Annotated in this window: 18 protein-coding genes; 1 reads left to right on the top strand and 17 read right to left on the bottom strand. The window is 58.4% G+C overall.

Annotated features, from left to right (window positions below):
• Window positions 1–8: 8 nt before the first annotated feature.
• From D2T30_RS05220 to D2T30_RS05185, 8 genes are all read right to left on the bottom strand, one after another.
• A complete protein-coding gene (locus tag D2T30_RS05220; protein WP_128208012.1) occupies window positions 9–848 on the bottom strand; it encodes a phosphoadenosine phosphosulfate reductase family protein in 840 nt (279 codons plus the stop codon).
• Window positions 845–4,153, bottom strand: a complete 3,309-nt coding sequence (locus tag D2T30_RS05215; RefSeq protein ID WP_128208011.1) for an ATP-binding protein — start codon at window positions 4,151–4,153, stop codon at window positions 845–847. The genes D2T30_RS05220 and D2T30_RS05215 overlap by 4 nt, the downstream gene beginning before the upstream one ends.
• Window positions 4,150–5,073, bottom strand: coding sequence for a DUF4007 family protein (locus D2T30_RS05210; RefSeq protein WP_164884216.1), 924 nt, complete (start codon window positions 5,071–5,073; stop codon window positions 4,150–4,152). Before D2T30_RS05210 ends, D2T30_RS05215 begins: the two co-directional genes overlap by 4 nt.
• Window positions 5,074–5,082: 9 nt before the next feature.
• Window positions 5,083–6,267, bottom strand: coding sequence for a cysteine desulfurase family protein (locus tag D2T30_RS05205; protein WP_164884215.1), 1,185 nt, complete (start codon window positions 6,265–6,267; stop codon window positions 5,083–5,085).
• Between the two features lie 206 nt (window positions 6,268–6,473).
• Entirely contained in the window at window positions 6,474–8,447 is a 1,974-nt protein-coding gene (locus tag D2T30_RS05200) for a hypothetical protein (protein ID WP_128208009.1), read from the bottom strand.
• On the bottom strand, window positions 8,444–10,825 hold the full coding sequence (locus D2T30_RS05195) for a sensor histidine kinase (protein ID WP_128208008.1): 2,382 nt from the start codon (window positions 10,823–10,825) through the stop codon (window positions 8,444–8,446). Before D2T30_RS05195 ends, D2T30_RS05200 begins: the two co-directional genes overlap by 4 nt.
• 853 nt (window positions 10,826–11,678) lie before the next feature.
• Window positions 11,679–12,293, bottom strand: a complete 615-nt coding sequence (locus D2T30_RS05190) for a LysE family translocator (RefSeq protein WP_128208007.1) — start codon at window positions 12,291–12,293, stop codon at window positions 11,679–11,681.
• Window positions 12,294–12,578: 285 nt separating this feature from the next.
• On the bottom strand, window positions 12,579–12,986 hold the full coding sequence (locus D2T30_RS05185; RefSeq protein WP_128208006.1) for a tautomerase family protein: 408 nt from the start codon (window positions 12,984–12,986) through the stop codon (window positions 12,579–12,581).
• A gap of 94 nt (window positions 12,987–13,080) precedes the next feature.
• Here D2T30_RS05185 and D2T30_RS05180 point away from each other — a divergent pair, with 94 nt between their 5' ends.
• Window positions 13,081–13,962: a LysR substrate-binding domain-containing protein gene (locus D2T30_RS05180; RefSeq protein WP_128208005.1), complete on the top strand. Its 882-nt coding sequence runs from the start codon at window positions 13,081–13,083 to the stop codon at window positions 13,960–13,962.
• Window positions 13,963–14,207: 245 nt separating this feature from the next.
• Here D2T30_RS05180 and D2T30_RS05175 read toward each other — a convergent pair whose 3' ends face one another.
• The 9 genes from D2T30_RS05175 to D2T30_RS05135 form a co-directional block, all read right to left on the bottom strand.
• Entirely contained in the window at window positions 14,208–15,230 is a 1,023-nt protein-coding gene (locus D2T30_RS05175) for a zinc-binding alcohol dehydrogenase family protein (protein ID WP_206612865.1), read from the bottom strand.
• The gene (locus D2T30_RS05170; RefSeq protein WP_128208004.1) at window positions 15,227–15,973 is read right to left on the bottom strand and encodes an ABC transporter permease; all 747 of its coding nucleotides are present in this window, start codon (window positions 15,971–15,973) and stop codon (window positions 15,227–15,229) included. The genes D2T30_RS05175 and D2T30_RS05170 overlap by 4 nt, the downstream gene beginning before the upstream one ends.
• Complete coding sequence (locus tag D2T30_RS05165) at window positions 15,970–16,914, bottom strand: ABC transporter ATP-binding protein (RefSeq protein ID WP_128208003.1); 945 nt, start codon at window positions 16,912–16,914, stop codon at window positions 15,970–15,972. Before D2T30_RS05165 ends, D2T30_RS05170 begins: the two co-directional genes overlap by 4 nt.
• A complete protein-coding gene (locus tag D2T30_RS05160) occupies window positions 16,911–18,074 on the bottom strand; it encodes an ABC transporter permease (protein ID WP_206612864.1) in 1,164 nt (387 codons plus the stop codon). The genes D2T30_RS05165 and D2T30_RS05160 overlap by 4 nt, the downstream gene beginning before the upstream one ends.
• Before the next feature lie 2 nt (window positions 18,075–18,076).
• On the bottom strand, window positions 18,077–18,979 hold the full coding sequence (gene osmF / locus D2T30_RS05155) for a glycine betaine ABC transporter substrate-binding protein OsmF (RefSeq protein WP_128208002.1): 903 nt from the start codon (window positions 18,977–18,979) through the stop codon (window positions 18,077–18,079).
• Between the two features lie 395 nt (window positions 18,980–19,374).
• The gene (locus D2T30_RS05150) at window positions 19,375–21,786 is read right to left on the bottom strand and encodes a membrane-bound PQQ-dependent dehydrogenase, glucose/quinate/shikimate family (protein ID WP_128208001.1); all 2,412 of its coding nucleotides are present in this window, start codon (window positions 21,784–21,786) and stop codon (window positions 19,375–19,377) included.
• A gap of 234 nt (window positions 21,787–22,020) precedes the next feature.
• Window positions 22,021–22,332: a putative quinol monooxygenase gene (locus D2T30_RS05145; protein ID WP_128208000.1), complete on the bottom strand. Its 312-nt coding sequence runs from the start codon at window positions 22,330–22,332 to the stop codon at window positions 22,021–22,023.
• A 336-nt stretch (window positions 22,333–22,668) separates the two neighbouring features.
• The gene (locus tag D2T30_RS05140) at window positions 22,669–23,079 is read right to left on the bottom strand and encodes a cupin domain-containing protein (RefSeq protein ID WP_206612863.1); all 411 of its coding nucleotides are present in this window, start codon (window positions 23,077–23,079) and stop codon (window positions 22,669–22,671) included.
• 219 nt (window positions 23,080–23,298) lie between these two features.
• A complete protein-coding gene (locus D2T30_RS05135; RefSeq protein WP_128207999.1) occupies window positions 23,299–24,393 on the bottom strand; it encodes an NADH:flavin oxidoreductase/NADH oxidase in 1,095 nt (364 codons plus the stop codon).
• Window positions 24,394–24,478 lie beyond the last annotated feature (85 nt).

Genomic DNA, 24,478 nt, shown 5'->3' with positions numbered 1-24,478 from the left:
CCGATTCTCTATTTATGACAGATCACGCAACTGCTTGAGCCCTCGTCGACACCATAGATATCGTCGACCGTTGTTCCTGTGTTCGCAGAGAGAGGATTAACTTTACGATTCCGAAGCAGGCGTTCACGACGCTTCTGGTAGTCGCTTTTAATCTGTTCAACCCTTTTGGGCTGGATCAGATCTGTGAGGCTTTCCCCTTGGCTCCACGTAAACGGTGACCCTTCGTCTAGCGCTGTCTTTTCGTAATCGACAGCTTCCTTGAACCGATCTGGGTGCTCTTCGAAGAGCCTGACCCATTCGATCTTCTGCTGGAAAAAGCAGAAGGTGCAACCCGAGCGCGACCGCCATTGATAGTAATCAGGTTCTCCAACATCGGAGTGCTTAAGAATTTCAAGAACTCCGGGCCGATCTATGCCGGCGTCCCGCAGCGGGAGGTGCACTCGCATATTGGGGTGGGTCGCTTGATAGCCCTCACGGCTCGGTTCGTCTGCCCTGATCGCTACATAAGAATGCACGACTATGCCGCCGTCGAGGTCTTTGCGCAACCAATGCTCGAGGGGGCGAAGTTTGAGTTGACGCGTACACCAGCGTGTGCGCGGCGAGGGAAGGAAGTTTCCATACTCCTTGAGCCAGAAGTCGAAATCACGATCTGGGTTCAACCGCTCAATCGGACGGCCCAAGAAACCTTCCAATTTGTCCAGGAACCTATAGACCTCAGGCAACTCTTTCCCTGTATCGGTAAAAAAGTACTCGAGCTGCACTTCGGGTCTGTATTGCCGCATATAGATTGCGAGCGCCGCGCTATCGCGCCCGCCAGAGATTCCAAGGATATGCCGCTCCGTGCTCATGTTGCGTCCACCTCATCATCGCCCTCGGCGGCGAGCATAGCGACCGCGCGAGCAAGCGCCGCTAGCCTTAGCCGGCCAGATCTATTGTCAGCCCGAAGGCCAGAAACCACTCTCTCTGCGAGAGTGGCCGCGGCATTCTTTTCTCTATCGCTCAAGACGAAGCTGCGCATGAGCGGCGGTGTCTTTGGATCCAGCCCAACGACCAAGGCGAGCGCTTCGGTATGAGACTGTCTATCGCGGACCACCGCAAGTGCCTCTAACTCACGGAAACGCCTCCCGAACCGCGCAATTTCTGTAAGGGCTTGTTCACGATCCCTGTCGGACCAGCTTTTGGCTGGGCGGTGCAGCAGCACGCTTACCAAGCTCTCTAGGTCACCGGTGCCTCGTTCGATGGCGGCGGCGCGATCGCCGAATGCCTCAAACCCATAGTCACTGGTAAGCCCTTTTATCGTCGTTACGCGGTCAGAAATCCCGTCGAATGTGCCGGCATCAACGCCGAGGGCCTTGGCGAGAGCTTGACGCAGCTCCTCAAGGAGGTCTGGATAGCTGGCCTCACAGGCAAGGAGACCGTCATAGATCAGCTCCGCTGTCAGCCGGTTTCCGAACGCCTGAGGCAGATCGTCGAACAAAAGTGCTTCAGGATCTGAGGCCTTTGTTACGATCGCACGGATCTTCAGTGCGATCGCGTCAATATTGTTAGTGCGTGTGGAGTAGGCGGGGAGCGCTTCAAATCGTTGAAACAGTGCAGCTGCTACCGGGAGCGAGCCCTCGCTCCAGGCAACACCGAGGCGCTCACCCAAGCCGCTGAGAAACGCGGTTTCGCGAACGGACCTGTCCACGCGCCGCAAACGGAACTCAGAGGGTCTCTGAAGCAGCTTATCTACGACCACCTCATTGATCGCAGTTTGATATACACCATCGATGTAGACCGCGACGCTTTCGCGTCTGGACATCATATAAGCAAGGGCAAGAAGCGGCATTACGCCGGCTTTGATTCCAAAGGGTGGTAGGGACCACTGGCTAAAAACGGCGTCTAAGCCATTTGCTCCAACATCATCGAGAAGGCTCCAGGCAGCCTGTAATGATTGCCCTGCTTCGCTTAGATCCGGGTCACCAAAAGTGAATTCTCCACCTGCTCTCACACGGTGAAGACCGAATGGTTTTAGGACTGTGAGGTACAAGCCGAGCTCGGCAGGATATCCTGTTATGCCGAGGTTTTCCTCTGCGGGTCGGTTAACCATCGCATACGCGAGATCGCGCAATGCGGCGTTGGCATTCGATGACGGCTTGTCCCGCTGGAGGAGTTCGCTCTTGAGGATCGGAGCTGACGGGTATGCTGCATCAGCCAATGCACTTGCAACTACTGCAAGAGGTTCTTGCCAGGATTTCTCAGGTGCGGGCGCCAGAATCCAGCGCGCAGTCTCGAGTGCTGCTTCGAGACTGCGATGTAATTCGTCAACACAAAGAGAGTGGCGCGCCGCAACTTCACGACGTGCAATACGATCTCCCTCTAGCTGTGGATGATCGCGGATCACGCGCTCCACAGCCAGTAACTCCGACGCGATCGTGCGCAAGGCAAGGCTGTCGGCAGCGGCTCCAATGGCTACGGCGCGATTCTTGCCGTTGAGCAGTTTGGCCGTGCTTTTAGCCAAGTCATCCAGTTCGTGGGATGTTAGAGTGCCATCACCCAGCATGAGTGCAAGAACGCCGCTGCCGTGTTCCTTGCGGGAGAGCAGGGTTTCAGACAGCACTTTGGCCGTATCGCCCGTGCCTGCAACCTGAAGGACAATTTCGAAGTTGCGTAGCGTTCCAGTTACGAAGTAGTGGCGCTTGGCTGTCGCAAAGCCGAAGCCTGCTCGGTGAGGGATACTTTCAAGCTGTCGATTGTCGATTGGGGTAATTGCACGCCCAACGGCGTCGTCCAGATCAAAGTCACTTCCGGCGAAAAGAGCGTAGCCACCCAAACGAGGTTGACGGATGAGGATAGCCCAGTCCAGCAAGTCCTTGATGGCGGCGGCTAGCTCGAGGTTGCCCGCCGTTGGAAGTGCTGCAGCGATAAAGTCATCAGCCAATGCAACGCCAGATCCGTTGCGGAAGAACTCAATAACCGCTGCCGACTTGGTGAGGGCGACATGAAGGCCTCCGCCTTTAGCGCCTGCGCGTTCGATCGCCTCGAAAGCGAGACTGAAGCGACTGCCATCGGGGCCACTGGCCAATGTCATCCCGAAATTGGACGCTAGGTAATCCCAAAGAACTGAGGGATCGTATGTTCCCTTACCCACTTTGGTTTCGGCAAGAAACTGTTGGAAGCCCGAGGGTTCAGCTGAACTCAGGAATCCAAAAACGCTTCGCTCGTTTTGTGCGAAGCGCGCACGTGACACTGGACCGAGGAGCAGAGCGGTCACAGGGTTTAGGGGCCATGTATCGGCCAAGGCAGCGGCCAGAATACCTGCTTCGGTGGGGCGCCGTTTCGATACGGCTTCCGCAACGATCCGGGCCCGCTCTAAGGCGGATGGCGGTGGATCACTTGCGATTGCGCGCCCAAGAAGCGCAACCGTCTCATCGGCGCCACTTAGGAATGCAATATCCTGATATCGTCCTTGGACCTTGGCCCACTCTTGTCGAGCGTCACGAGCAGCACGGGCTGCATATTGCTCGAAGGATTGATGAAGGATGCCGATAACAACCAAGCGCCCGTTACTACGGGACGCCCGTTCGGCCAGATCTTGGAGCAGTTGGACATCACCACCTTCTAGCGCCTCGTGTTCCAGCATCTTCCCGAGCTCATCCAGGATGACTAGGGTTCCGCTCACCTGTTGCGGCTCATTTGGTAGCAGTGCATCTATCAATGCGCTGTCCGTTGTCCTTGCATTTGCTAGCTGCTCTGCATCCCAATCGAAGGTTCTTGCACTGGCATCGGCGATAGCATCGCGCAATCGGACCCTGCCGCCGGTCACAGCGACGACTCGCCATTCACCTCCACGCTTCGGAAACGCCTTCGCGTACAGATCGCTCAGCGCGGAGCCTGCGATCTGCTTGGCGACTTTCATATTCTGTCGATGCCCGGCAACAAGATTTGCGAGCAGCAGTGCAGCGCTGGATTTGCCCCCGCCATAGGGGCCGGTCCAAGTAAACGCCCCCTGCTGGCTCTCAATCTGGCTCTCCGCAAGGACGGTTAGTGCCTTTGCGGCTGTTCCTTGCAGCACATAGCCAACGAGGGGCGGTGTTCCATTAAGGTCGGCATCCAAGCGTGCTGAGCGTGCAAAACGCCTGTCTATCGCCACTTTCATTGAGAGCATAGTCATGGAGCAGCTCTCCTCGAGGGAGTAACCCGATACGCCGTGCGGATCAACTTTGCTGTGTCTATATCTGCAGTTCGCTGAATCTGCCGAAGGCCTGCAGTATCAACCCACTGCCAGGCGCCATTTGTCACATCGTCAAGCCTCATCAAACGAGTGACAACGCTGTCTTCGTCGAGCTTGAAGACGCGACCCGGTGAACCGGGGGCATAGCAGATCTGCTCGGCGGTAAGTGTGGTCGATCCCCCGCTACGTTCCCAGAAGCTGCCTAGGGCATATGTAAAGATCGCATCGTGAAGTGTTGGCTTTGGGCCGCGAACAAACTCGTACCATCCACCCAAACGGGCCTCGCGGATGATAGAGAGCTCAGCAAGTAACGGCTCTGCGGCATCTTCACTCACTATAGCACCCTTGCGGACATAGCTCCTCAGGAACACTTCGATATCGCGCTTCAGTGTCCCACGGGTCGCGCGCCAGCCTTGTGCCTTAGCCAATCCGAAGATTTCATCGAGTAACGTCGCGGGTTCAAAATCGATCGCATTCAGGACGTTAAAGGCATAGAAGGTCGTTGTGGCTCTCGTTTGCAGACTTGCAATGTGCCAATGAACCAGCCAGATAGTCGACATCTGCTCCAAAAAAGGATCGAGCCCCCCATCTCGCAAAATCGCGCGGCCGATTGGTGTCGGGCGAATTATCCGCTCAGCCTCTTCAAAAAAACCAGATGTATTCGCCCAATACCGCATTGAGGCGGCCATATTGCGACCAACACCGAAGCGTGTAATAGCTTCCTGCTCTTGGAATACCCCTATGTGCGCCTCGTCGCCGATCGCATCGTAGGCTTTCTTAAGCCATAGCAGCCGAAGAGGGAACGTTTCGTGCCCTGCAAACTGCACCTTGGAATCAAATTTCAGTCCACCTTGCGTCATGCCGCAAGTCTACTGGTGACGTCCTCCAGTAGCAAGGGAACTTCTCCGAACCGCATCTGCTATCAGGCGCGCAGCCAATCGAACCTCATCAACAGTGTTGTAGCGGTTGCAGAAAATTCGAACGACCGAACGTGCATCATGCTCTGAAAGTCCAATAGATTCAAGAACATGAGAAGTTCTGATCTGGCCGGATGTGCAAGCCGACCCGGTAGAAATCGAAACCTTCGACGCAAGGCGAGCGCAGAGAGCATCGCCGTCAGTGCCAGGGAGCAACAGGGCGATCCCGCCGGGCACTCGCGGAGCGTGGCTGCTGGGGATCAGGAACCTGACTTGGTTCTTGCGGAGTTCGTCGAGAAGGACGGTTAGTAGCTCTGCGCCATGCGCAGATCCATCTGCCAAGGCGCTCTTCGCGACCAAGGCCGCAGCACCAAAGCCCGCAATCAGCGCGACCGGCTCTGTTCCGGGGCGCAACCCGCTTTGCTGACCGCCCCCAAACAGTTGGGCGTTTGGTTTTAGGGCGCCCGCAGCCACATAGAGCGCACCTATCCCCATTGGTCCGTAGGCCTTATGGCCAGACAGACTCAGGTAATCGATATCAAGATCGGCAACGTCTAGGTGCACCTTACCAACGGCCTGAGCTGCATCAGTATGCATACGTCCGCCGACCGCATGGACGATTTCGCATGCTTCGCCGATGGGCTGAATCGTGCCTAGCTCATTGTTAATTAGCATGGCAGAGGCAAGCGCCAAGTCGTCTTTTGACATACGTTTCAGCGCATCAAGATCAATCACACCAGACGATGTGACCGGAATAGTTTCGACGATGAAGCCCTCGCGTTCAAGCTCGCGAGCTGGCTCAATCACGGCCTTATGCTCAATTGCAGAGATCAAGATCTTGCGTCTATTTGGTTCGATTTGGCGGATTGCGCGGGCCACGCCCATCATTGCAAGGTTGTTGGCCTCGGTCGCGCCCGACGTGAAGGTGATTTCGCCGGGTGTGGCGCCGATCAGGTCGGCAACTGCCGCGCGGCCAGCCGCGACGATCTGCGCCGCTCGCTCACCCGATCCATTGGGAGATCCAGCATTCCCAGGCTGATCCCATACAGCGAGCATTGCCGTTCGCGCCGCTGGTGCGAGCGGAAGTGTGGCAAATCCATCAAGATAGACAGGTTTCTCGCCCTGTTGTTCGCTCATTTCATCAACTCGTCTCGGCAGGATTTCATGGCTTGAGTTTCTTATATCTAAGCACTTTCGAGTTGCAGAAGCTTCCATCATCGGATTGCGGCTAATCTGATTCCAGAGGCCTTCGCAAGCTGTGCCTCCTGTCTCAAATAGCCCAACTTTGCTGCAAGAGATGCCGTCTCGTTCGAGAGATAAATCCCATATTTTTCGGCTACACCTCATTTAGAAGCTGGCTCAACAAGGCCGTGCGAGACAGCCTCTTGAAGCCCCTGAGTATCTTCCCGGTCCATTAGATGAAGGAGAACACCCGCCTGACCAATTGGCATTTTCTTACGATCCCATATTTGGTTAGGATCTGCATTGTTCCACGCAATAACTCCAAAATCCTTCACGGTGTCACCATCGCGAATGCGTATGGGTTTCCAATTTGGATCGGCGGTTTTAAGCGGGATGCCTTTCATTAGGAGATCCGCAAACTCAGCGGACTTAGCTGCTAATCGATAGACGCCACGAGCACCTTCCATGACGTTTTCGTCCCCGACGCTCCTAAGAGCCGCCTGCAGATCATCAACGGCCCGTTCCGTGAGCGCAAGCCTCAGCGCTTGGTTGCCCGGGCCATCACGTCCGACCCAACAGACAGCGCCGTCAGTGAAGCCATCAACTTGAAGTTCCACGGGGCGCCCTTCGAGGTCGATATAGTAGGCCACAATGGTGACTTCGAACGTCGCCGGCAATCGTGCGACCATCCCCACTCGCCCAAGGCCAGCCAAAACTTTCTGCTGGATTTCGAGGGCATGTGCTTCTCTAAGACGCGCGACTGTCGTTAGAGTGTCGTTATCGAAAGCTCTGTCAAGTTGAGCCCAGGATACAGTTTCTACGTGTTTTTCATCCCAGCGGATCCAACGTCGTTGGCCGTCAATTTCAATTGCAGATGTCCGGAGATCGCTCTTGTAGCTCCAGTCCCCAATACTGAATTCACAAAGCTCACCGACAAGCAGCAGAACGCGAGGCGCTCCGCTACGAACCAGATCACAAGCTGGGGTCAGTACGACGAGCACCTTGGTCTCATCCAAATCGACGAGAAGCTCCTGCCTAGCTGTCGCAGCATCGACTGGAGGTTGCAGTCGCAGGATATCTCCAAATGATACCCGCCCTTCGGAGGCCGGTAGCCGCAGCCGTTCGGCACTCTGGGTCAACGTCTTACAGACCATGTCCTGAAGTTCAACCGAACCAGCGACAAATGGCGCGGGATAATCATTAACCTTGAAGGCATTCAAGGTCGTTGCAGTATCGATGATGCCTGTCTCGCTCTCAATCTCGTGAGCTAGTACGCGATCGAAAACGTCGACAAGGTAGCTGCCTGTGGGTTCGCCTTCGAATTCGAGGAGCAGTTGCTGGATCTGGCCGATGTCTGAAAGCTTTAGGCGACGGAACTGACCAAGTGTGCGTTTGGCGGCTTGCGCGAGACCGGTCTCTAGCGCGTCGATGAATGCGCCGAGTCTATGCGTATCTTCGACATGGGTCGCAATCCGCTGAAGCTGGATTTCGAGCCGTCCAGCAGTCTCCAGCTCTTCCTTTCTCAGAATGCGGAACCCGCTCTCCAGGAGACCAACTTCGTCGCGGAACTCGTCGCGTCGGTCAGTCAGCTCAATACTTCGCGACATCAAGATAACGAGTGGATGAGGCATGCCACGCTGCTCCAATGCATCGCGTAGCCCTTTCTTTGACGTCGCAACGGCGCTTGCGTCCTGAGCCGTACCCAAAAACAGATCGATCAAGACGATGTCGGCATTGCGAAAAGCTTCGGCGAAGTTGCGCCCCGCTAGGATGACCTCAAGCCCCAAGGCCTCTAACTCAGCCTTGGCTAGTTCCACGTAGTGGATGTCGGCCTGCTGGGTCGTCCGATAGGCTGTAAAGAGGGGATCAAGCAGATCCCGCAATTCGCGCCGGAGAGACCACAAGGCATCGACGAAAGCGTCCTGTTCTTTCAGCTCATCTAGACGTCTGCCTTCCAAGGAGCTGCCATAGGCGGCCTCAATCGCCTCGCGATGAGGTGCCCAGTCATCGCCAAAAATTGCCCATTGCTCATTGCCGACGCCGATATCACTAGCAGTCGGCGTCGGATCGCATGCATCATCGACGATCAGTACGCGCCGGAGATTTCGTTGCTCAAGCAGCGTCCTAAGGCTCATTGTTGGAGCCCTTCAGGAAGTTCCAGAGTGAAACGGTGCAGTCGACCCGTCTGCGGGTCGCGATAGTCATCGAGGTTGAGAGTGCCTCCGTGATGCTCTGCGGCATCTCGGGCGATGAAAAGTCCGAGACCTCGCCGTCGTTTGGAGTCACGCAACGAAAAGAACATCTTGAAGACCGCTTCTTGGTTTTCGACTGCCACACCACGACCGTTGTCTTCGAAGACCAATGTCGGTGGGCTACTTCCAACGCTGATCCGTATCTCCGGCTTAAAATTTTCACGCTTCCCGCGAATGTCCAGCCAATAAACTGAATTGGAGATCAGGTTCTCAAGGATTTGAACGATCATTCCCTTCACTGCCCGTATGCGGACCGTCTTCTCGGGGAGATGAATGATCGGTGTAATCCTATGCCGCTCGAACTGAGAAGCATGGGCGGCGATTGTATCGTTGACTAGCTGGTTGAGACTAAACAACTCCGTTCTCTGACGGCCGGAAACACTCATTGGATCAAGCACGCGGACTCGCTTGTTGATGCTCTTCATCTCGGCGCGAAGGGTTGCTATCTGTCCCCTGAGTCGATCTGGCACATCCGCGTCTTTCAATTTTTCTAGAGCGCGCAGGGCACTCTCTGTCGAGCGTGCAAGTTCGTGGGCAACTACCTCGACCATCAACCCGATCCCAGCCATTTCCACCATCTGCCGCCCTTCCTGTTCGACTTGGGCTATCCGCTCTCGGGCCTGCGCTGCGAATTGGGAAAATTCGGCCAACGTTTGCTGGATGTCAGCAATCGCCTCCTCTGCATCGGGCGGGCTGAATCGTCGAATGCGTGTGAGGGCTGTCTTAGCTCGATCCTCCATTCGTGTGACCTGTTTTTGGGCATCCCCCAAGTCTATCTTTTGGGCTTTATACTGCTTCTCAACTTCGCCAATGGCTTGTCCGAGCTGATCCTGGACGGCAAACCGCATGATCAGCAGCAAAACACGTTGTTCTGGCGTAACCCTGAGCCCCTCTCTGTTGGTCTGATCTAAAAGTGCCGGGTTTGTAATCCGTGAGATCTGAGTTCGACCCACGAACTGGGTGCGGTTCAAAAGGTAACCAGATCGACGAAGAGCTCGGCGATCAAGCTCGAGCCAGTCATCCTCTTCCTCACCGTAGGGAAACACGCGGAAGAGATCGCGGAATAGGAGGTTGCCAGACCACTTTTCCTGCTCGTCTCGTATAGCAAGTTTCTCTCCGACAGCATCCTTAAGGGGCAGCCGGCGGCGGTTGAACCAATGAGCTTCGAACTCAAACGGACCTACGTCGATGAGTGCTCGATCGTCGATGTGATCATCTTTGCCAATGATTGCGCCTTCAAGGTCGGCGCGGTCCAGAACTATCGTTCGAACTTCTCTCGGATGTGGAAAGCCGAGGTCAGCGATGTCGGTTGTAATCTTCAGTGAGGGCTCACCCTCATTGATCGAGTACTTTCCACTCACGTGAGCGTGCGCAGCCTCTAGCAAGCTTCTGGACATGCTGGCAACTGGGACGCGATCACCATTCCAGAACACGGCAATCCTCGGTCTGACACCAGGGTCCTCGAATGGGTCCGTGAGCCGGGAGAATTCGCGATCTCCCATTTCGAAAACACGATCCTTAAACCAGTTCTCAGTAAGGTCACTTATGACTATGGTCGTACCAGACCAATCTGGGAATGGTTTGAGTTCGCCGAGGGATGGCTTCACATCTATCTCGTCCAGCATGGCGTCGACCGTGTTGAATATTCTCCAGTCGATTTCGAGAAGATTGAAATGCGTGTCCGAGATCTTTGCGGTCTCGACGTGGAGTTGTTCTCCTAGTCGCATGGCGGATAAGCGACCGATGCCTTTCTCTCCCAGGTAGGGTGCCTTGTCGGTGCCCGATGCGAGAGCTGCGTCGATTGCCTTTTTTCGTGACCCAGTACCGATGACTAGGAAGTTGTCTTCTAGGTCCAGAGCCGACATACCCGAGCCGGTGTCCTTGATCGTGATAGTATTGAATTGCCTCATCCCGTCGGTGAGCGCGTCAACCAGTGCAGCCGGCGTGGCTGCCGCGTCGATCAGTGCGCGGAAACTTGTGAGTGCTTCTTTCGACGCGCTTTCCAGTATCTCGCCATCGACTATGGCCTTCAGTTCTTTCAATAGCTGCGCGGAGTTCTCCGCCGCCTGGTCGATTTTCCCGGCTTCTCTCGCCAGCCGTTGACCTATTGCTTTGGTCAAAATGATGTCGAACCGGACTTCCACGCCGTTCTTTGTTCCGGCATCGAAGCCATTCTTGATCAACTCGTAAAACGCGATAATGTCAGAGCTTATCAGCTCCGATCCAAGCTCAAGGACGGTTCGCGCGGTGATCCGAAACAATGCTGAGGTTCCTTACGACTTTGGTTCTGGCCACGCTAACGGTTCCAAAATGCAAATCCTAGAGCAAGAGTTGCCTACTGCTAGGGCTCAACAGCGCCCGGAAGTAACGGCTTTCGGGCGTGGCGACAGTATGTGGAGAAAGCATACACATCTTGGACCGGTGGGCATGGCAGCACACTAGCGCGCTGAGTGCGGGCGTTTGGCTTTCTGGTCTTGCACAGTTGAGATGCCTCGCCGCCCTTATTGACGTTCTTGATGATGCGCTCACCGTGGGCTCTCCGACAGGCCGTTAGGAGGAGCAAGGCATTGGCTAACCTGTTTCTTTAGCTGGTCTGACCTACTGAACGACTTTGAGCGCGCAGTGGTGTGTCATCTGACGAAGGGACCTTGCTCTGCGGATCGACATCAACTGTCTCCGAGAAAGAACGTGACAAGGGCTCTGTGGGGATCCGGGCCACCTGGCCAAGCATGGCGCAGTTTCTGCGCAAGACTGTCAAGAATTGCGGGTTCAACACGCGTCGCCGCTGACCGACGCGCCGGAACCAGCTCCAGCAATACTGCGCCTTCTCTCCGCGCAACTGATGCGGGTGTCCGGTCGTTCGCATGGAAGATCGCCGCTATACACTGGCTTTGGACAGCGGATTCTTGGGATCAGAAGGCGACCGGCATAATGCAACGTGAAAAGGAACCGCATCTGGTCAGGCGGAGGGGGATCGTGAGATCATCAAGCAGACAAGGCCTCAGCAAATACCGCGCGTTGGGACAAGGACAAAGGTCGTGAAGGCACTTTTCGCCCGGATTCGCGTCAAGGTGCTCGTATTTTCCCGGTGAGAGCCTTATGCTCGAAAAAGGCTCATCGGGTTGCGACAACGGCCACCCCGGCGCCGACCATCATACCGCCTGCCACACGATTGACCCGGCGCACGATGGTCGGGGTTCGCAAAAGCCGCCCTGCACGGCTGGCGAGCAGAACATGCCCGCCGATGACCAGAACCTCGACGACAAGAATGACGCCCGCCAGTTCTCCGACCTGTGACCATGTCAGCGATGTGCCGACGACATTGGGCAGCAGCGCGACATAGAAAAGCGGCATCTTCGGGTTGCCGAGGTTCAGGAGAACGCCGGTCGCAAATACGCCCCACAACCCGCGCGGCGCCTGACTCGTCTGCAGTTCTGGCGCAACCGGCGCTGCGGTCCAGAGCTTGATGCCCATCCAGATCAGCCACGCCGCGCCAGCATAGCGCAGCACGGTCATCAGGGCTCCCATTTCAGCAGCGACGACAGACAGACCGAGTGCGGCGAGCACGAGAAATACCAGGATCCCCACCACGGTTCCGGCCCCATAGGCCAGACCCGACGTGGCCCCGTGCGAGATCGTGCGCGCGATGATGGTCATGTTGTCCGGCCCCGGACTGGCCGCGAAGACGAAGAAGGCTGCCGTAAAGGAAAGAAGTGTGATGATATCCATTGGCTGCAATCCTCAAGACGAGATCAGAGCATGCCGCCTGTCGTCGCCATCAGGCAAGCGCTGTGCAAGGCGGCAGCGCAGATGTTGCTCACGATTTCATTTGTCACGGTTTAGTTGCCAGTCTGGGTGAAATATGGGCAAACGCCGATCGTAGCCGGCTGGCCGTGTCGGTTGCTCAGGGTGTCCGGGCAAGGCGGCAACTGGCCCTGTCCGGAGGTAATTGGCACGCATTCCTCAGGGTCTTTCCAGAAAGACACGCCGCAGGATATGTCGGGATTGGCACCCTCAGCTATCACTCCCGCGCTGCTGGGCGATCGCCATCGCGAAGACACCGTTGCCGACGCTCCAGTCCGAATAGTCGTTCTCGTGCATGAAAATGAAGACGTCCCTGGGCGACACCGCCGCGCGCCCTTCGAGGTTTCGCGTTATGGCGGCATAGAGATCGCGCTTCATGGCATCGCTTCGCCCCCGGCGCATTGTGATTTCCACGACGATCAGATCGTCGGAGCGGGCGATGCCGTTGAAGCCGCGGTCGTAGAAGAATTCCCCGTCGCCATATTCGGTCACGAGATTGAAGAGTTCGTCCTTGGGCATGCCGATGCCCTCGACCAGTGCATCATGAATTCCCTGCACGATCTGTTGTTTGCGCGATGTCTCTGTCCCTTTGGGGACGGCTGTTCTGACGAATGGCATGGCTCACCTCTTCCTGTCGGTTCGACCCCCTCTATCACCGATCCGTCCGTCTATTTATTGACATTCTGGCCCGTTCATCGTGATCAATACTCACATGAGAAGCAGAAAGACATTGCCTGTCGCCGCGCTACGGGCGTTCGAGGCCGCCGCGCGCCACGGCCAGATCTCGCGCGCCGCCGACGAGCTGGGTGTGACGCATGGGGCGGTCAGCCGCCATGTCAGCCATCTGGAGGATTTCGTTGGCGTGCCGTTGTTCGAGGGCGCGCGCAACCGCCCTCAGCTTACCGCAGAGGGCCGCGTTTTCGGCGCTGCCCTGACGGGGGCTTTCGATCAGATCGAGGATGCACTGCGCGTGATCGGGCGGGGAGACAGCGACATTCTCGACGTGGCCTGCCTCAGCACCTTTGCCATGCGCTGGCTTATTCCGCGCCTGCACGACTTTACTGCCCGGCATCCCCGCTATGATGTCCGTCTCGCAACCGATGACCGGCAGGCGCAGGTTCAGGTCGATGTCCGCATTCTGGTTCTGCCGCCACAAGCGCATTTGCCCGCGACCTGCACCCGGCTTTTCACGGAAAAGCTGGCGCTGGTCGTGGCACCTTCGCTCGCATCGGTCCGTAAGGAGGATGTACTTGCCCTGCCGCGGCTGGAGACGCGGACACGCCCTGATGTCTGGCGCGAATGGGTGTCGCTGACCGGCAGAGGCATCGGGGATGCCACTACAACCCGGATTTTCGATCATTATCACATGACCATCGAAGCCGCTTTGAACAGCCTTGGGATTGCGATCGCCCCCTGGCATCTGGTGGCCGGGGATGTCGCAAGCGGTCGGCTGGTTGCACCTTTTGGCTTGGTCGACAGTAACTACGTCTATGTGGTGGAGGTCGCGCGGCCAGGTCGGACGAAGGCAGGTCATTTCGTCAAATGGCTTGAAGAATGCGTTCGCGACCTCGAAACCCAACGGACGGGCGCGTGATCATGCATGTCTCCCGATGCCTGCGGTCGGCCGCGCTTCCACTGATCGAGCTCGCGGCTCGTTGGCACGGCGAATTGCAGAATTTATCAACTTAATATGGTTGGCCCAATCCATGTGTTCAGGGCGGAGTGATACTGGCCATGTGGGTCAGGGATGAGGAAAGTAATCGAAATTCAAATGCTTGTCTGGTGGGCAGACACCCTCACAAGGACCGGCGTCTTTTCATGCCGCATCAGTGAAACTGCTCAGCGAGGCATGACCCGCCAACCAGGTTGAAGACTGGGCTCAGCAAGCTCTGTCAGTACGACAATTTTTCCGCCAGCTTTGTTGCTGTCCATCAGACGATGGGCATCAATGATGTCGTCCAATCCGAATACAGCTCCGATTTTTATCGGCAGGGTTCCGGTTGCCACGTGCTGTAGGATTTCGTCGAACGGCATTGCCATGAAGTCGCTGACATCGCCCGAGTAGATCGTGAGCCGAACCTTGCTGGGAATGACCTCCATCGGAGCGAACTCTGGCAGGCTCCAACGATTGCCGACGATTCCGGACATGCAGACCGTACCACGTATCGCCATACAGTTCAGACTGTCCTGCAATGTGATTGTTCCGACCAGCTCGAGCGCCTTGTCAAAGCGGTTATGTTTCGCAAGTTGGTCCGCGATCCGGCCGTCGTCGAGGATAACGTCCGTTGCGCCTGCGGCCTTCATCAGTTGGAGGTGATCGGGTTGCCGTGAGGTGGACGTGACCAGCGCCCCGTGCGCGCTCGCGAGTGCTGCGGCAGCCAGTCCGACGGAGGTTGTTCCGCCCCGGATGAGCAGGCGCTCACCCTTCTTCAGATCCAGTGCCGAGAAGAGCGACCCCCAGGCCGTCTGCATCATTTCGGGCAGTGCGGCGACCATAGACCAGGGGAGGTTGGTTTCGATTGTCCTCACCTGATCGGCGGGCACAAGACAGAATTCAGCATAGGAGCCGTCGAATGCCCGACCCAGGCCTCCCATGACGCTTGCAACCTTTTGGCCCGGGCGGAGCCGGCCCGAAGGGTCTTCGGCTACAATGCCAACGAGTTCGATACCCGGGACCCGCGGGAAGCTTACTGACGGCGAGTGGCCCTGCCGGGTGAACATTTCGGACCGGTTTAACCCGAAGCCGGCAACCTGGATCAGCACGTGGCCAGGCCGGGCCTGTGGCACGGGGACCTGTTCGATGTGAAGAACCTCGGGTCCACCAGGTTCGCGGATGACGGCGGCTTTCATGTACCGGGTCATAGCTGGTCTCCTGTTTCAATTCCGGCACGGTGCTTGGCGAATGCAATCAGCAGGCCGAAGAGGTCATAGATCAGTACGGCGATACAGCCGGTCAGGACCCCGCCCTGCACGATGAAGGCGAGATTGTTTGAGGTAAGCCCCGCGATGATCACCTCGCCCAGGCTCCGAGCAGCGACGGTCGATCCGATTGTCGCGGTCGAGAGCGCGATCACTGTCGAAATGCGAATGCCTTCCAGGATCAGGGGCATAGCGATAGGAAGCTCAACCTGGGCCAGAACCTGGCCCGGAGTCATTCCCACGGCGCGGGCCGACAGCGCCACTGCGCCCGGCACGCCACGAAGTCCAGCCAGCGTGTTCTCAAAGATGGGCAACAGACCGTAGAGGAACAGTGCAAGGATCGTCGGCAGGCTGCCAAATCCCAGCAGGGGAACAGACAGTGCCAGAACGGCAACCGGCGGAAACGTCTGGCCGATGTTTGCGATGGTACGTGACAGAGGCAGGAACTCGGCCCCGGCTGGGCGTGACACCAAGACTGCCAGTGTGAGCCCGATGATGGTCGAGGGCACCATGGCCATCACTACCAGCATCAGATGCGCCCCCGTCAGGCTGGAGAGCGTCGCACGGTTGTAGAGCACCGGTCCTCCTGCGGGTGCGAGCGGACGCAGCATTGGCTCGAGCAGGTTGGGTGCAAACAGCAGCCCGCCGGTTATTGCCAGCAGAAGGATCCACCGCAGCATTGTCATACCGGGGCGGCTCGCCGCCCGGCCGACAGAATGTCGGCCCGTTCGATGACCCCGAGCCGCCGCCCGCTCCTGTCCGCGACGGGCAATCGATCTCGCCCGGTCCAGATCATTTCAGACAGCGCATCTGAAAGCGAGGCCGTGTCGGCCACAGGGTCTCCCGGAGCCTCTCCGGTGCGCAGATGCGGACCCACGGGTGTCAGCGACAGAAGCCGTAGCGCGCGACCCTCTTCGCCGACCAGCTCAGCCACGAATGGCGTAGCCGGAGCGCAAACGATTTCGGACGGTGGTGCGAACTGCTCGAACCGGCCATCGCGCATCACGGCGATGGCATTCCCCAGCCTGAGTGCTTCATTCATGTCATGGGTAACGAGGATGATCGTCGTTCCAAGCTGGTGCTGGATTTCGGACAGGTCTCGCTGCGCCTGCCGGCGGATCACCGGGTCCAGCGCGCCAAAGGGCTCGTCCATCAGCAGCACGTCCGGGCGCGCGGCCAGCGCCCGCGCAACCCCTATCCGCTGAGCCTGCCCTCCGGACAGCTGGTGCGGATAGCGCGGGCCGATCTGCGCCGGGTCAAGCTGCAGCAGGCGCAGCAACTCCGCAGTCCGGGCCTCGATCTCGGACGTCCGCCAGCCAAGCAGTCTCGGTACGACGCCGATGTTGCGCGCAGCTGTCCAGTGTGGAAACAGTCCGTAGCCTTGAATGACATAGCCTATGCTGCGCCGGAGAGCGACCTCGGGGAGCTCACTGACATCCCTGCCGTTGATCTGTACGCAACCCGTTGTCGGTTCGATCAATCTGTTGATCATCCGCAGCAGCGTTGTTTTGCCCGACCCGGATGTACCTACAACGGCAGTGATAGTGCCAGTCGCGAAGCTGGCGGTCACGTTGTCGACCACATTCCGACCGTCGTAGCTTTTGGTCAGGGCTTCGAAAGCGATCATTGCGACTGCCCCCGAAACATCGCGATCATCAGATCCATGATCGCAGACGCAAGAAAGGCCAACGCTACAGTGGGCAATACACCCAGCAGGATGAGATCCGTCGCCGTCTGGCCGATACCCTGAAAGATGAAGGTTCCGAACCCTCCCGATCCGATCAGCGCACCCACCGTGGCGAGGCCTATGTTCTGGACCAGCACGATGCGCCCTCCCGCCAGAATGACCGGCATTGCCAGCGGCAGTTCGACCATCCGCAGCTGTTCGGCTCCGGTCATGCCCATGCCGGTTGCAGCTTCGGTTGCGTTGTGCGGCACGGCATCTATGCCTGCCACGGTATTGGCGACGATAGGCAGCAGGGAATACAGGAAAAGCGCGATCAGCGCGGGAGCCATCCCGATGCCTCTGATGCCAGCGCTGGCCGCGCCGGGGATGTTTGCCGCGACCCATGCGAGCGGCACGATCAACACGCCGAAGAGCGCCATGGAGGGAATGGTCTGGATCAGCGTCAGCAGGTTCAGCACTGGATCGCGCAGGCGCCGCCGTCGCTGGATCAGCACGCCCGCAGGCAGCCCGATGATAAGCGCGGCGAGGAAAGAGCCGAAGGCCAGCGTCAGATGATCCAGGGTCGCGCGGTGAAACGCGTCGCTGCGACCCCGGTACTCGGCGGCGAGAGATAGATCGGCGAGCAGACCGGAGCGTAGTACGAAGGCAAGTGCGGCGACCGTGCCGACCAGTAAAGCCGCCCTGGCTCTGATACTGGGTTGCAACCGCGCGATGGCGTCCAGCAGCAACAGGACCAGCGCACCAAAGCCCAGCCAGAACCCGGTCCCGGGCGAGACCCGTGCGGCAGGTGCAGAACCCTCCATCAGGATTTGCGCGCCCCAGCCAAGAAGGACGACATGAATGATCACGGCAAGGCCGACGATCGCTGCACGAACCGCAGGCCGATGCTGAACCAAAAGGACAATCGTCAACAGAACCGCTGAGGCAATGATCGCGCTGACGGTCCCTCCATCGAAGACATCGGCAAGTGAGCGGGGTTCTGGCGGCGCGATCCGGTTGGGTCGGTAGCTCAGCACTGAGAGCAGCAGCGCCGCAAGAAGAGGCACCGCAAGAACGGCCGTCAGCCTGTCGATACGGGTAATACGCGTCGCGATGGCCATGCCTAGTCGAGAAGTCCGGCGTCTGTCAGATAGCCGCGTGCGACGTCGGCGGCAGGAATGCCTTCGACCTGGACCTGGCCGTTAAGCCTCTGCAGGGTTTCCAGATTCAACCCGGCGAAGGCAGGAGCCAGGAGATCGCCTATCTGCGGATACTCAGCCAAAACCGAGGCGCGCACGATCGGTGCAGGCTGATAGACCGGCTGGACACTCTTGTCGTCCTCCAACACCGTCAGGCCTGAGAATGCGATGGCTCCGTCTGTTCCGTAGACCATCGCCGCATTGGCACCGCTCGTGCGGTTCGCTGCTGCCTGGATCGTGGCCGCGGTGTCGCCGCCGGACAGCACGATCAGCTGATCCTGGCTGAGTGTGAAGCCATATGCGGTCTGGAATGCGGGCAGGGCGGGGGCCGAATTGACGAACTCGGCCGAAGCCACAAGCTTGACTTCGCCGCCACCCTCAATCCAGGAGCCGAACTCCGAAAATGTGCGAATGCCTGCCGCCCCAGCAATGTCTGAGCGAAGTGCGACGCCCCACGTATTGTTTGCTGGAGCGGGTGTCAGCCAGACAATGTCATTGGCGTCCCGATCGAGTTGGCGGGCCGCCTCATAGCCGGCGACGGCGTCCTGCCAGATTGGCTCGTCAGCGCGATTGAAGAAGAAGGCCGCGTTGCCAGTATATTCAGGGTAGATATCGATCTCGCCCGAGATGATCGCTTCGCGTACGATGGGTGTCCCGCCGAGCTGGATGCGATCTTGTGTCGGGATGCCGGCGTGATCCAGGACCTGAAGGATGATTTGTCCCAGAACTCCGCCTTCGGTGTCGATCTTGGACGAAACCACCACCTGGGCGTTGGCAGCGCTTAGGCTTGCGACTATGGCTAGGGGAAGCATGGCAAACTTGAACATTTCCTGATCCTTTCAGGTCGGGGCGTCGCAACAGAGTAACACTCATTGCGGATTGCTGTAGCGGCGGTCGCGCCTCTTCGGGCAGGTTCACGCTGGTCAGCCTATCGTCAGAGGCGGACTGCGTGGTTTGTCTAGTGAAGTCTAGCGCGAGATAGCAGAAACCGCAGGGGCAATAATCTGCCCAATGATCGCTAGACATGAAACATTTCGGTTCAAATCATCGGGGGAAGGTAGAGTACAGCAATCCCCTGGGAAATATCGGCGTTAAGTTTCGCACTCAGCCATGGGATGCTCCAGATACAACCCGGAACGAAAAATCGGCGATCTTACGATCGCCGATTTCCACTGCGCGAGAGACAGATGTTCGGCTGCTCTCAATGCCTTGAGCCGTGGTTTCAGCTCTTTGGCAGAGCGTAGGCGATGATATAGTCACCGTAGTCCGGAGCCGCGCGGGATCCGTGCGCGGTCACAACCACATATTGCCTGCCATCCTCAGGCGACAGGAAGACGAGCGGCGTAGAGCCGCCGCCCACCGGCAGCGGGCTTTTCCAGACGACTTCCCCGGTCATCACGTCGAGTGCGCGCAGGTAGTAGTCCGAGGTCGCCGAGAAGAAGACCAGGCCCGAAGCCGTCGGCACGGCCCCGCCAAGCGTCGGCATGCCGAGCTCGACCGGAAGATGGGTCTTGATGCCGAGAGGACCGAACTGTTCGGGGGTCCCGAGGGAGCGATGCCACAGCATGGTCTGGGTCTTCATGTCGATCGCGCCCATGGTGCCGAAGGGCGGCGTTGAGCAGGGGACACCAAGGAAGGATTCGACCATGCCGCGTTCAGCGCCATAGGGTGTTCCCTCCATCGGGACCACGCCGCCGGTGCTGTGCGAGGCTTTGCCGGTTGCCGCCGTCCGCGCGATTTCGTCTTCTCGGCTCAGCAGGCGGCCCTTCATCATCACCCGCATGTCATTGACGATCATGATATCGTGACGCTTGTCGATGGCCTGGCCGCCCCAGTTGGTCGTTCCATACCAGGACGGGTTCTGAAGATACCATTCTAGTTGCGGCGGCGTGTAGTCACCATCGTAGTAGAGGCCCTTGAACTGTATCCGGCAGTTCAGCTGATCAATGGGGGTGATGCCCCACATTTTCGCCTCGGTGAGCACCGAATCGCGCATGGAGGGCATGCCGACGGAGTAGGGCTGGGTCGGCGACAGCGTCTCTCCAGCAACTCCGTTCGTTGGCACCGCGCGCTCTTCCACCTCGGTGATCGGCTCGCCGGTTCGACGATCCAGGACGAAGATTTCGCCGTTCTTGGCGGCCTGGATCAGCGCGGGAATCCGACCGCCTTTGCCGTCAGGCATGTCATAGAGCACCGGCTTTGAAGGAAGATCGAGATCCCAGACATCATGATGTACGAGCTGGAATGTCCAGCGTTCTTCCCCGGTCGTCGCATCCACAGCAACGACCGAGCTGCCGACCCTGTTTGTAGCTTCTGACCGCATCCCTCCAAAGAGGTCAGGTGTGCCGTTGCCGGTGGGCAAATAGACCATGTTCAGGTCCGGATCGTAGCTGGGGGTTGCCCACATGTTAGGGGTGCTACGGGTGTAGAACTCACCGTCCGCAGGCGGGTTCGGCTGGCCGGGACGGCCAACATCCCACGCCCAGGCAAGGTCCCCGGTGACGGCATTGAAGGCGCGCACGACACCGGACGGTTCGTCTGTGGATTGATTGTCCATGACCCAACCGCCGACGATCAGGTTGTTGCCGGCCAGCAGGGGGCCGGAGGTTGGGTTGAAGAAGCCGGGGATCACCGCACCCATGCCAACGGCCAGGAAGACGGTGCCGTTCTCGCCGAACTCCGGGACAGGTTCACCGGTTGCCGCATCGAGCGCAATCAACCTCATGTCGCCGGTGGTGACGTAAAGGCGATTCTTGCCCGGTGCGTCGTCAGCAAGTCCCGGCACTTCGTAATAGGCCAGCGAGCGGCAGCGCATCCAGCCGGCGGTGTTTCCCGGGTTGACGCCGGGATCGAAGTGCCAGAGTTGCTCACCCGTGTCGCCGCGCACCGCGAAAACCTGGTTGGTTGGGGTGCAGGGATAGAGCGTATTGCCGATCTGCAGTGGGGTGTTCTGGTTTTCCCGGCCATTGCCGGAGATATCGCCGGTGTGGAACGTCCAGGCGACCTCGAGTTGACCGATGTTGTCGCGGCTGATCTGGTCATAGGGAGCGAATTGCTCGCCAGAGGCTGTGCGACCAAAGCCGACCCAACGATCAGGTTCCGCAGAAAGGTCGTAGTCGGCCGCGACCTGCGGCGCATAGGTTGGTTTCACCAGCCAGATTGGACTGAAAGAACTGGCGAACGCAGCGACCAGCGCGATGGCAGTGATCCCCGCCACGCCATAGGAAATCGGCTTGATGCGCTTGAAGGCGCGGGCTCGTGGCAGCGACGGGGTGATGAGGGCGATCAGCAGGCCGATTGCTGCGAACATGCCAAGCCGGGCTGCAAGTGGCCAGAACTGCAATCCACTTTCCCAAATCGCCCAGATCAAGGTCGCCGCGAAGAATGCGGCATAGAGCCAGACGGCGCGCAGATCGGCGCGGAACATCAGGAATGCAGTGAAAACAAGAGCAAGGCCTGCGAGCAGATAGTAGAGAGATCCGCCAAGGGCGATGAGCTGCACGCCACCGTATATGAAATATCCGCCGATGATGAGCAGGATAGCACTCAAAACATAGGCGCAGATTTTCACTCCTGCGGAAATGCGGCGGTCAAGAGGCGCGCCGGGATTGCTGGTTTCGGATGTGGATGGCAAAGGGTTCCTCCTTGAACTTGACGGTTGCGTGGCGGATCCGCCATCGCGTTGCGCGCCGGGACGCGCAATTGGGATGCAGTGAATTGGTAGCGCGAGTGGGGCGAGGATCCTGCTCTGACGGCGAAGAGACTGTCAGGTTGGCGTAGGGTCGGTGCGATCTGCCTTGCGCGAGCCGGTGTCAGTTCTTCGATGACGAGGCGAGGAGGCCGACAATCCGGCCTCCAGGTCGGGTGGTCAGGCGAGTTGTTGCAGGGTTACCAGTACGGGTGGCTCACTCAGAAGTTCATCGAAGGTGGCCGCGAGTCCACTGAATGCCGGTGCAGAGGCATGGGTTTCCAGCGCCGCTGCACTGTCCCAAGTCTCCAGCATCACAACGGTATTCGGATCAGTGCGATCGACGAAAGCGGCGTAGGAAATGCAACCTGGCTCGGTTCGCACTCCGGGAACGATGCTTTTGACCGCAGTGATCAAATCACCAACTTTTCCGGGGCGGGCCTTCAGGGTTCCAACCAGATAAACGTAATCGGGGGTGATTGATTCAGGCATGATCAACTCCTTTCTGAATAGGAATTCGGCTGTATGCCGTGGTCGACAAACCTCTTTCCGTGCTATCTCTATACTCAGGATGCGTAAATTCTGATCGCTTCTACCCAGAGTATCCCCTGCGGCTACAATCGAGTGGCAGTAGATCGTGCTCTACGAGGCCAGTAAGTTTTCAGGTGGAAAATTGGGCAGCCCGACCGGCGGGTGGAGGGAGCACGGGATTCGGTTTGGCTGTGGATTCAGCCATCGGGCGAGTCCTGAGGCAAGGCGTGAAACGGCTCGTCCAGCTGCGGAGTGAACACAGATACTTTGCCGAAACGATAGCTTGCAGACGGCGTCTCAGGGGGCAGGAATGGAGAGCGGCAGGCCTTCCACGCCAGCATAGGTGCAGATGATCTCCGCAGGCGTATCGCCTGTGTAGCCCCGGTGGATGTCATCGACGGATTCCGCGAACGCTTCACCTGCCTTGACCAGTCGGGATTTGCCTGTCCCTTTTTCTTCAAGCGTGAACTCCCCCGAAATGACGAATGCCGCGTTTGGCATGGGGTGCGTGTGCCAGCTCAGGGATGTGTGGGGTGGAATGGTAAACCGGATCACCGACAGTTGGGGGCGCCCAGGCGGGTAACGGTCATAGGGTGTGCCATTCCATGAGGTGCTGCTTTTTAGCAGTTCTTCCGATTTGCAGGAGTTCGCTGCGGTTGCAGCCAGCTTCATGGACGCCGCGCCATCAGAATCGTCGGTCCAGTTCATTGGAAAGTCCTTTTGGCGGAATGCACCCATAACAGACCGGCTGCGACAGACGCTCCGATATAGCCGCTGGCTCCGGTCGGAACGATCTGCGTAGGGGTGATGCCCCTTTTGGAAGTATCCGCATGACGTTGCGGGAGGGATGTGCGTTGGGTGCTGTGGTGGATTATAGGCGCGCCCGCCATGTCTCAAGCGCCCGCCCTGCTTGCTTGAAGGCGCGACTTACTCCGAGCGGTAGCGGTCCAGCCAATGTGCGTATTGGGCGGGCAGTGTTGCCCAGGCGGAACCTTCTACGCCAAGTTTCATCGCTGCGTCATAAGGCCAGTGTGGGTTGGCCAGAAACGGCCGTCCGAGGGATACCAGATCCAAATTTTCGGTGGCGATAAGCTCATTTGCCTCATCTGCGGTGCTGATGAACCAGCTGGTAGTAACCGGCATGTCGGTCGCGTCACGGACCTGCTTGGCGATCGGTGCCATAAATGACCGCCCCCAGGGTACATCCGCTGTCGGTGTAGAAAAGCCCGCGCTCACGTCAATCAGATCGAGGCCGGTGGATTTCATGCGGCGAACCAGTTCGATCCCTTCGTCGAGGTCATCATCGCCGGCGAATTCCGTCACGCCGAAGCGTGCGGTCAGCGGTAGGTGCGCCGGCCAGACTTCACGGACTGCGGCGAGCGTTTCAATAATGAAGCGTGCGCGCCCATCAAAATCGCCGCCGTAGCTGTCTTTGCGCTTGTTGGACCAGGTGGAGAAGAAGCTTTGGGCCAAATAGCCGTGGGCGAAGTGAAGCTCCAGCCATTCGAAGCCAGCGGTATAGGCTCTCTGCGCGGCTGCGACGAAGTCAGCCTGCACACGGGCGATGTCTTGGAGGGTCATTTCCCTCGGGACATTTGGCAGATTTGCGCCATAGGCGATGGCTGACGGGGCAATGGTATCCCATCCGCCAGGATCGCCGACCGGAATATGATCGTCGCCTTCCCAGGGGCGGTTCGCGCTGGCCTTGCGGCCCGCGTGCGCAATCTGGATTCCAGGGACTGCTCCGGCGGCCTTCATGAGGGCGACTGCCTTTTGCCACCGTTCCGTCTGGTCATCATTCCACAGGCCGGGGCAGCCGGGGGTGATGCGCCCTTCCGGTGAGACAGCAGTTGCCTCCGCGATCACGAGCCCCGCGCCGCCGCGTGCAAGGGCTGTCAGATGTCCATAGTGCCAATCGCCTATCAGACCATCTTCGGCCGAGTACTGGCACATGGGCGAGACGACGATCCGGTTGCGCAAGGTGACATCTTTTAGCGTGAAGGGTGTAAACAGCGGTGCCATGGAATTCTCCGGTGCGACAGGCGATCCGTGGGATCGGCTTAATGTATGCTAGTTCGAGTATTATCGAACATTGGCGAGGGTGGCA

The sequence above is a fragment of the Paenirhodobacter populi genome (assembly GCF_004022215.1).
GTDB lineage: Bacteria > Pseudomonadota > Alphaproteobacteria > Rhodobacterales > Rhodobacteraceae > Rhodobacter > Rhodobacter populi.
This window is presented reverse-complemented; position numbering and strand designations above follow the sequence as displayed.